Below are 7,546 nucleotides of genomic sequence, written 5' to 3'. Positions count from 1 at the left end.
AACGAATGCAATTGAGGGATTTAACCGTCAGCTGCGAAAGGTTACGAAAAGCAAAACGATTTTCCCATCAGATGATAGTCTGCTGAAAATGCTGTATCTGGCTATGATGGATATCACCAAGAAATGGACCGGCCACCGGCAAGACTGGGGAATTATACATTCCCAACTAGAAATATACTTTGAAGAACGGCTAAACGGTCATTAAAAATGAGGCTGATTCTATCGGCTTTATTGACATGCTCTGAAATAGGGCTATAATACATACAAAAGGCAAGGCCTGAAAAAAGGCCTTGCCCAAGATGTAACTATCAACATATCTTATATCAGTTTTTGACTTTACACAAAACTTGAAGCTCTCTCCTCTCCCTATTTTTTACGTTTTACTGATAGTTCCAGAAGATGGTTATTTTCCCCATCTCCGCATCCTCTATATAAGTATACTGCACAGTCTCAAGCTCATAATATTCCAGCAGATTCTGCGCCGCCCTCTGTACCAGATCATTCAGGATACTGTCGTGTGCCTCCTGGTAAAGTATGTTGTTAGCAAATTTACACGTGAAGGAGCTATCCTTATTATAGATAGTCTGGTTCATATCCTGAAGAAGCTGCTCCGGCTGAAACTCTTCGTAATACATACCATTTAATTTATAATAATTCAAATCCATAGAGCTGCAGGTCGGATAACTGACTTCCGTATCCAGTGTATGATTTTTCATAATCTCCGCATCACTGCAGCATAGGTAATCGTAATTAATGCTTTTATCCGGTATATTTCCCCTGTTCCCTGTCTCAAGAAATACAGGATCACCAAAAGTAACATCCATCTGATAATATTGGTCTCCGCATTTTACAATATTCCATGCATGTGCTCCCTGTCCGGGAATTGCTCCCGTCACATAGATACATTCAACGCCCAATTTTTGCAGAAGATACTGGGCGGCACGGGAATAACCGGCACATACTGATGACTTTCCTACAAGAGCGCTATAAATATTCTGATTATCCAAAGCCTCCAGATTATAATCCACAGTATTTACCAAATATTCAAATATGTATTTCACTTTATCATATTCCATCATTTCACTGTTAATTCCGGATAAGCACTCCTCTGCAGCATCCTCTATCTCTAACTGCCTGTTCTCCTTTTCTTCTCCCGTATAGGTGTACACTGGCTGGATTTCCGAATAATCCTTATAGCTGGTCACCTGCATCTCACCATTGCACCAAAACAGCTCCGGCCTGTCACAAAAAATGAACTGGCTCACCTTTTTGAGTATCTCTATATCTGGTGAATGCATATATATGGTATCGGAAGATTCCAGTATCCCCTGGTACATCTCCTTATATAGATTCTGTTCCTCTTCGTTCAGCTGCTGGTAATAATAACCGCTTGCCACATCATCCTCGGGTATTTTAACCTCTTCAAAAGGTATGCTTTCCATCTTCTCTGATTGCACTTTCACAATCTTAACAACCTCCTGCGTAGATGCAAAAAGCCTGGGAAACTGTTTTATCCCCACCGCTGCCAGGCCTGACGCAGTGCAGATTGAAATGATAATACCAAGAAAAGCAGGCCATTTTCTTTTTTTTCTTCTTTTTGCCATATTTTGCTCTTACCTGCCGTTTTCTATAATACCGGCAGTCTCCTTTTTCATAATATTCATATAAAACTGTAATATGCATTCACGATAGAAATACAATGTCTTCTTGAATAATAGTAATTCAAGAAGTGTATCTTATTGAACGTTATTAATTCAATTAGTATCGATTATAATTTAGGACGAAAAAAAGTTCAATAAAGTTTTTCTCTTTATAAGATTTTAATTTTTTCTTCCCCATTCTGTGTTATGATATTATATAAGGAGGGTGATACAAATGATGCATGTATTTTATTGTATAAAATGTAAAAGATACCATTTTACCAATAATCAGTCACATGCCCTTTGCTGTGAACAACCAATGTATCTTGTAGATGTGGAATTTACAGATTTTGTCCGTATGAACAAGGAAGAGAGAAAACGTTTCCTGCAAATTTATTCTCTGGCAGAATAAAAGCTGCCCTTTCGCATAATCTTAAAACTTTTACACATACTATGTGCAAAAAAGTGTGAGGAGATGACGTGATGAAAGAAATCAAACTGCCATCAAAAACTACGGAAGCAAATGTCTATGATGATGATAATATTCCGGAAATTGACCTGCCTGGCAAATCCGGACTGAAGAATGTAATTCCCGATGAAAAACCAGAACCGGCTCACGGAGGTTTTTCCGGGCAATAATGAGACTCATCTAAGAAATAAGGGGGCTTTTGCCCCCTTATTTGACGTAATAGATACCTCTCCCTGAAAAACATACCTGATACACCTATACCTATGTTAATTCTGCTATTCTGGATACTGCCACATATATCTCTGATATTTTATACCACGTTCTGTAGTCTACTACTCCGGTCTGCGGTAATCCGAAAACTGACTGGAATCTTTCAACAGCCCCTGCCGTCGATGGTCCATACACTCCGTCTACACCAATTTTCGGAATTGCAGGATATGCCCCTGCTACCACATTCAGTTGTTCCTGCATTTGCCTTACCTTATCTCCGCTGGCACCAATGTCCAGCAAATATCCGGGCCACGAAGACGGAACCCCTGATACCTCAGGTGCTATGTTAATATACATATCATCCCCGTAATAATGGCGCAGAATATCAATTGTTGAATATCCCTGGTCACCGAGGGACATAGAGCCCCACTGACTTAACCAGTCAGGACAGGTTACCCGCCTCCCATCACAATACTGTGTAAGTATAGGCTGCCTCACATTAGGTCTGGAAAGATAGTTTGCAAATACTTCATCTACAATTAGAGAAATTGTATCAAAATAATTTCTCTCCGGGATCCATTTGTGGTCAAATGCCGTAGAAGATGTAATTGTAAAATCGTACCCTTTATTCCTGTACCACTCTGTATAAACCCTGTTAAGTGTAAAAGACATAATCGCCAGAACATTCGCCCGGATGGCATTTTCCGGCCATGTAGCATAGACTTCACTGGAAGCCACATTTTTTATATAATCTTTATACTTTACATAATAGTTCTGTGCGGTAGTATCTCCTGGTGAGCCGTCATGAACAACCACATATTCCGGTACCACTACCCTGCTTAGTACGATTTCACCAGTTTCATCAAGGGGTTTTATCTCGTCCTCTGGAATCTTGGGCGGATATTCCTCATACAAAGTATGTGCCGCTATCACAAACACTTCCTCGTTGTCACTAGTAGGGTGCATCCTCACATTTTGGATGGCCGTCACATCTGCCAGAATCTGAGCACCGGATATACTTATAGTTTCAAATCCAGGTGCACTAATATCCAATGTATATTCCGAATAAGGCTGTGCCTCTACCGCCGGATCGAGGCTATACTCAAGGGGCGGGGTATCTAATTCCAGGCTCTCTGTCTGCCCGGAAGCATCTGTAGTCACCTGCTCAAGTGGGCTGCCAGGCACCCCGGTATAAGATATTGATATAGTTGCATCCGGAATAGGAAAAGACGTACCTTCTGAAGTAACATTAATCTGCAGCCGTCCCTTATCAACGGCATTGTTCTGCATCGCTTTTAAAGAAGTCATGGATTCCCTCACAAATAAAATCATCTCTATTATATATATGCACGAATGAGGAAAAATGAACATTTTTAGGGAAGCTCCTCACTATCAATCAAAACAAGTTGCGTATATCATTATACATTACAACTACCATTAACAGCATCAGCAGCGCAAAGCCCGCAAAGTGCACCATGCCTTCTTTTTCCGGCGGCACCCGCTTTCTGCGCACAGCTTCAAGAAGTAGAAATACTAATCTGCCTCCGTCCAGAGCCGGGAGGGGCAGCAGGTTCATCACTCCCAGGTTGGCTGACAGCAAAATAGCAATATTCATCAAGTTTAGTACTACAATAGACCATCCTGCCGGGGCAGCTTCTTTATACGTATTATCTACAAAATCCACAATTCCCACTGGACCTGACATATCCCGGATTCCTACCTGCCCGGTTACGAGGAGTCTTAGACAGTCAAACGTATAATTCACCCAGTACCGCAGCGTATATGCACCATATTGTACAGATTCTATGACTCCTGGTTTTGTATTTACACCGCTGTTACGGATTCCCAGCCTTTTACTCACATCCCCTTCCAACTGCCGGGGTTCCAGCGTTACCTCATGTTCCTGGCCGCCTCTCTCATAAGTCACCGTTACAGGTCCGGCCTCCGAGTTCATTAGGTTAAACAGGCTGACTTCCTTCCAGAGATAGACGTTCTTTCCATTCAGCCGGGTAATCACATCTCCTTCCTGCATTCCCTGTTCCATAGCAGAGTATCCTTTATCTACTTCCGCAACTACCGGGGCATCGTATCCAACCCAGGCCACCAGAATGACAGAAAATACAAGGGCCATAATAAAATTAAATACCGGCCCTGCCACAATAACAGATATTCTTGCCCAGACAGACTTTGAATTAAAGCTGCCCTCGGATATATCGTCCTGATCATCTTCTCCCATCATGCATGCTCCGCCAAAGGGCAGCAGTTTTAAAGAAAACTTTGTTCCCCCAATTTCTTTTCCTATGATTGTAGGACCTAGTCCCAGTGAAAATTCGTCTACACGGATACCATTTAATTTTGCCAGAGTAAAATGCCCCAGCTCATGAAATAAGATGATCACGCTGAACAAAATGATTGCTAAAATTATTCCCATATATTACCACCTGTTTTTAATAAATTCATATGTTGCCTGTTCTGTATTTAGTATCTCTTCCACGGAAGGATTCTCAATGATTTTGTGTTCCTCCATGCACGCCTGTATGATTTCCGGAATCTGCAAATAACGGATTTTCCTGTCCAAAAACAGAGCAACCGCTTTTTCATTTGCCGCATTAAAAACTGTTGGAAGAGAGCCCCCTCTTCTTCCTGCCTCAAATGCCAGCCTCAAACCATAAAATGTTTCCATATCCGGCTTTTCAAATGTAATCTGAGACAATATTCCAAAGTCCAGTCTTTCCCCCGGCAGATAACGCCTTTCGGGATAATACAGAGCATATTGGATGGGCAGTTTCATATCCGGTGTACCCAGTTCAGCGATAATCGCGCCGTCCTCATACTCCACCATGGAATGAATAATGCTCTGAGGCTGAACTACAACCTCTACCTGGTCGACGGATACATCAAAAAGCCATTTTGCCTCAATCACTTCCAGTCCTTTGTTAACCATTGTGGAAGAATCTATTGTAATCTTGCGCCCCATTTCCCAATTGGGATGTTTCAGCGCATCTTCCACCTGGATGTTTTTCAGCTCCTCTTTTATCTTTCCCCGGAAGGGACCTCCTGATGCAGTCAGTAAAATCTTGTGGAGAGCCTTTCTCTGACCACCCTGCAAGGACTGGAAAATCGCACTGTGCTCACTGTCCACGGGGAGAATCAGGCTTCCGTACTCTCTGGCAAGAGGCATAATAATATGTCCTGCTGTCACCAGTGTTTCCTTATTGGCCAAAGCAATACTTTTCTTTGCCTTAATAGCCGCAATCGTCGGGAGAATTCCAATCATTCCCACGATTGCTGTCACCAGAATCTCTGCCTCCGGTTCCGCTGCCACCTCCAGAAGGCCATCCATACCCGACACAATTCTGATATCCAGGTCACGGACTCTTTCCCTCAATTCATGGGCCTTCTCTTCTGTCCACACTGCTGCCAGTTTTGGATGAAATTCACGTATTTGTTTTTCCAAAAGGGTGATATTGTTTCCCGCGGCTATTGCACTGACCTCAAGATCCCCATTTTCCCGTACCACTTCCAACGTCTGGGTTCCGATGGAACCGGTAGATCCCAGTATCGCAATTTTCTTCATATGCAAAACCTTTCTTTTACACTCTTCTGGCGCTTCCCTTAAAACTTACAGCAGTACTGCCAGATAGTAAATCATTGGTGCTGTAAAAATCACACTGTCAAACCTGTCAAGAATTCCTCCATGCCCCGGTATCAGATTTCCATAGTCCTTAATATCATGGTTCCTCTTAATTGCAGATGCAGCCAAGTCCCCAATTTGTGAAATGGCTCCTCCAACCGCTCCGATAATCGCGAATCTCATTAAATCGGCTCCTGCATTCCCCCATTTATTAATGGCCAGAGCATAAAGCACGCCCACCAGAGCAGCTCCTGCAATTCCGCCGACTCCGCCCTCAACAGACTTTTTAGGGCTCAGCTTGGGAGCCATTTTGTGTTTCCCTATCAACATCCCCACACAGTATGCACAGGTATCACATCCCCAGGAGCATATGAACACAAGCCATACTGTAAAAACACCTCCCGGAAGAATACGGATCTGATAAATGTAAGACAACATCACGGCCACATAGAATACCCCAAAAAATGCTGCCAATATCTGTTCTGTCTGGTATTTTGGAAATGAAAAGACAAACACTGCCATCATACAAATCAGAAAAGCCATAAACAGAAGCATAAACCAGTCTGTGTTCTCCGGCAGGACAGGTTTCAAATAAAGCAGAGCATAATATGCAACTGCAAATATATATCCACAGATTCCAGGGGCTTTTGCCTGGATATTAAATGCTTTGTAAAGCTCCGTCATTCCTATCAGGCTAATAATAAACAGGACACCAAACAGGAGGCGGCCGCCCATAATCACTGTAACCAATGCAATGATTATCAATAGTATTCCACTCAATAGCCGTGTTTTAAACATCCTGTTCCTCCTTTACCCCGCCAAAACGCCTCTCTCTGCTATTATACTGCCCAATAGCTTTTTCCAATTCCGCTTTTGTAAAATCCGGCCATAAAACATCTGTAAAATAAAATTCCGTATACGCCAGCTGCCAGAGCAGATAATTGGAAAGCCTGAGTTCCCCGCTTGTCCGGATTAAAAGATCCGGGTCTGGAATTCCATGAGTGTCCAGATAGGTTTCATACATAGCCTCATCAATATCTTCTGCCCGGAATTTTCCAGCCGCACAATCTCCGGCAAGCTTTCTCATAGCTCTTATCATCTCATCCCTGCTGCCATAATTAATCGCAATGGTAAAGTTCAGGCCATTGTTATTTTTGCTTGCCTCCTCCAGTTCTGCAATCCTTCCTTTAATGTCATCGTCCAGCGAAGTGATATCCCCAATCACCCGGATTTTCATATCATTTTTCTCCGCAGTCCTCAGACAAGTCTTCATATAATTGCGGAGCAGCTTCATCAACGCATCCACTTCACTCCTGGGACGGTTCCAGTTCTCTGTAGAAAAAGCATACACTGTCAGATATTTTATACCCATGCGCCACGCTTCTTCACAGATTCTTTCCACATTTTTACTCCCCTGGGCATGTCCGTAATTTCTAGGCATTCCTTTGGACTTTGCCCAACGGCCGTTTCCGTCCAATATGATTGCTACATGCTGCGGTACTCTCATCTATATATCCTCCTGTTACTAAAATAGGGTCTGTCTTCCTATGACATAAAAGAGAGGCTGTATAATACGAGCCTCTCTTATTCTTC

The 7,546-nt window shown here is 42.8% G+C and carries 9 protein-coding genes; 3 read left to right on the top strand and 6 right to left on the bottom strand.

The features are described from left to right. Positions 1 to 205, top strand: a 205-nt coding sequence (locus A8805_RS21580; protein WP_146199468.1) for a transposase, incomplete at its 5' end; no start/stop codon positions are given. A gap of 175 nt (positions 206 to 380) precedes the next feature. Here A8805_RS21580 and A8805_RS21575 read toward each other — a convergent pair. Then, positions 381 to 1,604, bottom strand: coding sequence for a transglutaminase domain-containing protein (locus tag A8805_RS21575; protein ID WP_109714774.1), 1,224 nt, complete (start codon positions 1,602 to 1,604; stop codon positions 381 to 383). Between the two features lie 271 nt (positions 1,605 to 1,875). On the opposite strand from A8805_RS21575, the gene A8805_RS22275 reads away from it, so the two are divergent. Together A8805_RS22275 and A8805_RS22270 are read left to right on the top strand one after the other, a co-directional pair. Next, positions 1,876 to 2,052: a hypothetical protein gene (locus tag A8805_RS22275; RefSeq protein WP_181392955.1), complete on the top strand. Its 177-nt coding sequence runs from the start codon at positions 1,876 to 1,878 to the stop codon at positions 2,050 to 2,052. Positions 2,053 to 2,123: 71 nt separating this feature from the next. Next, the gene (locus A8805_RS22270; RefSeq protein WP_181392954.1) at positions 2,124 to 2,279 is read left to right on the top strand and encodes a hypothetical protein; all 156 of its coding nucleotides are present in this window, start codon (positions 2,124 to 2,126) and stop codon (positions 2,277 to 2,279) included. A 91-nt stretch (positions 2,280 to 2,370) separates the two neighbouring features. On the opposite strand, the gene A8805_RS21570 is transcribed toward A8805_RS22270, so the two are convergent. From A8805_RS21570 to A8805_RS21550, 5 genes are all read right to left on the bottom strand, one after another. Beyond that, positions 2,371 to 3,651 carry a peptidoglycan-binding protein gene (locus A8805_RS21570; RefSeq protein ID WP_330406064.1) on the bottom strand — a complete coding sequence of 427 codons (1,281 nt, stop codon included), beginning with the start codon at positions 3,649 to 3,651 and terminating at the stop codon, positions 2,371 to 2,373. Positions 3,652 to 3,715: 64 nt separating this feature from the next. Continuing rightward, complete coding sequence (rseP, locus tag A8805_RS21565; RefSeq protein ID WP_109714773.1) at positions 3,716 to 4,750, bottom strand: RIP metalloprotease RseP; 1,035 nt, start codon at positions 4,748 to 4,750, stop codon at positions 3,716 to 3,718. Positions 4,751 to 4,753: 3 nt separating this feature from the next. Then, the gene (gene dxr, locus A8805_RS21560; RefSeq protein ID WP_109714772.1) at positions 4,754 to 5,896 is read right to left on the bottom strand and encodes a 1-deoxy-D-xylulose-5-phosphate reductoisomerase; all 1,143 of its coding nucleotides are present in this window, start codon (positions 5,894 to 5,896) and stop codon (positions 4,754 to 4,756) included. Positions 5,897 to 5,941: 45 nt separating this feature from the next. Beyond that, complete coding sequence (locus tag A8805_RS21555) at positions 5,942 to 6,751, bottom strand: phosphatidate cytidylyltransferase (RefSeq protein ID WP_109714771.1); 810 nt, start codon at positions 6,749 to 6,751, stop codon at positions 5,942 to 5,944. Then, positions 6,744 to 7,460, bottom strand: coding sequence for an isoprenyl transferase (locus A8805_RS21550; protein ID WP_109714770.1), 717 nt, complete (start codon positions 7,458 to 7,460; stop codon positions 6,744 to 6,746). Before A8805_RS21550 ends, A8805_RS21555 begins: the two co-directional genes overlap by 8 nt. Positions 7,461 to 7,546 lie beyond the last annotated feature (86 nt).

The sequence above is a fragment of the Faecalicatena contorta genome, from assembly GCF_003149105.1.
Lineage (GTDB): Bacteria > Bacillota > Clostridia > Lachnospirales > Lachnospiraceae > Muricomes > Muricomes contortus_C.
Note: the sequence above shows the minus strand (reverse complement) of the source record. Positions and strands in the feature narration are given on the sequence as shown.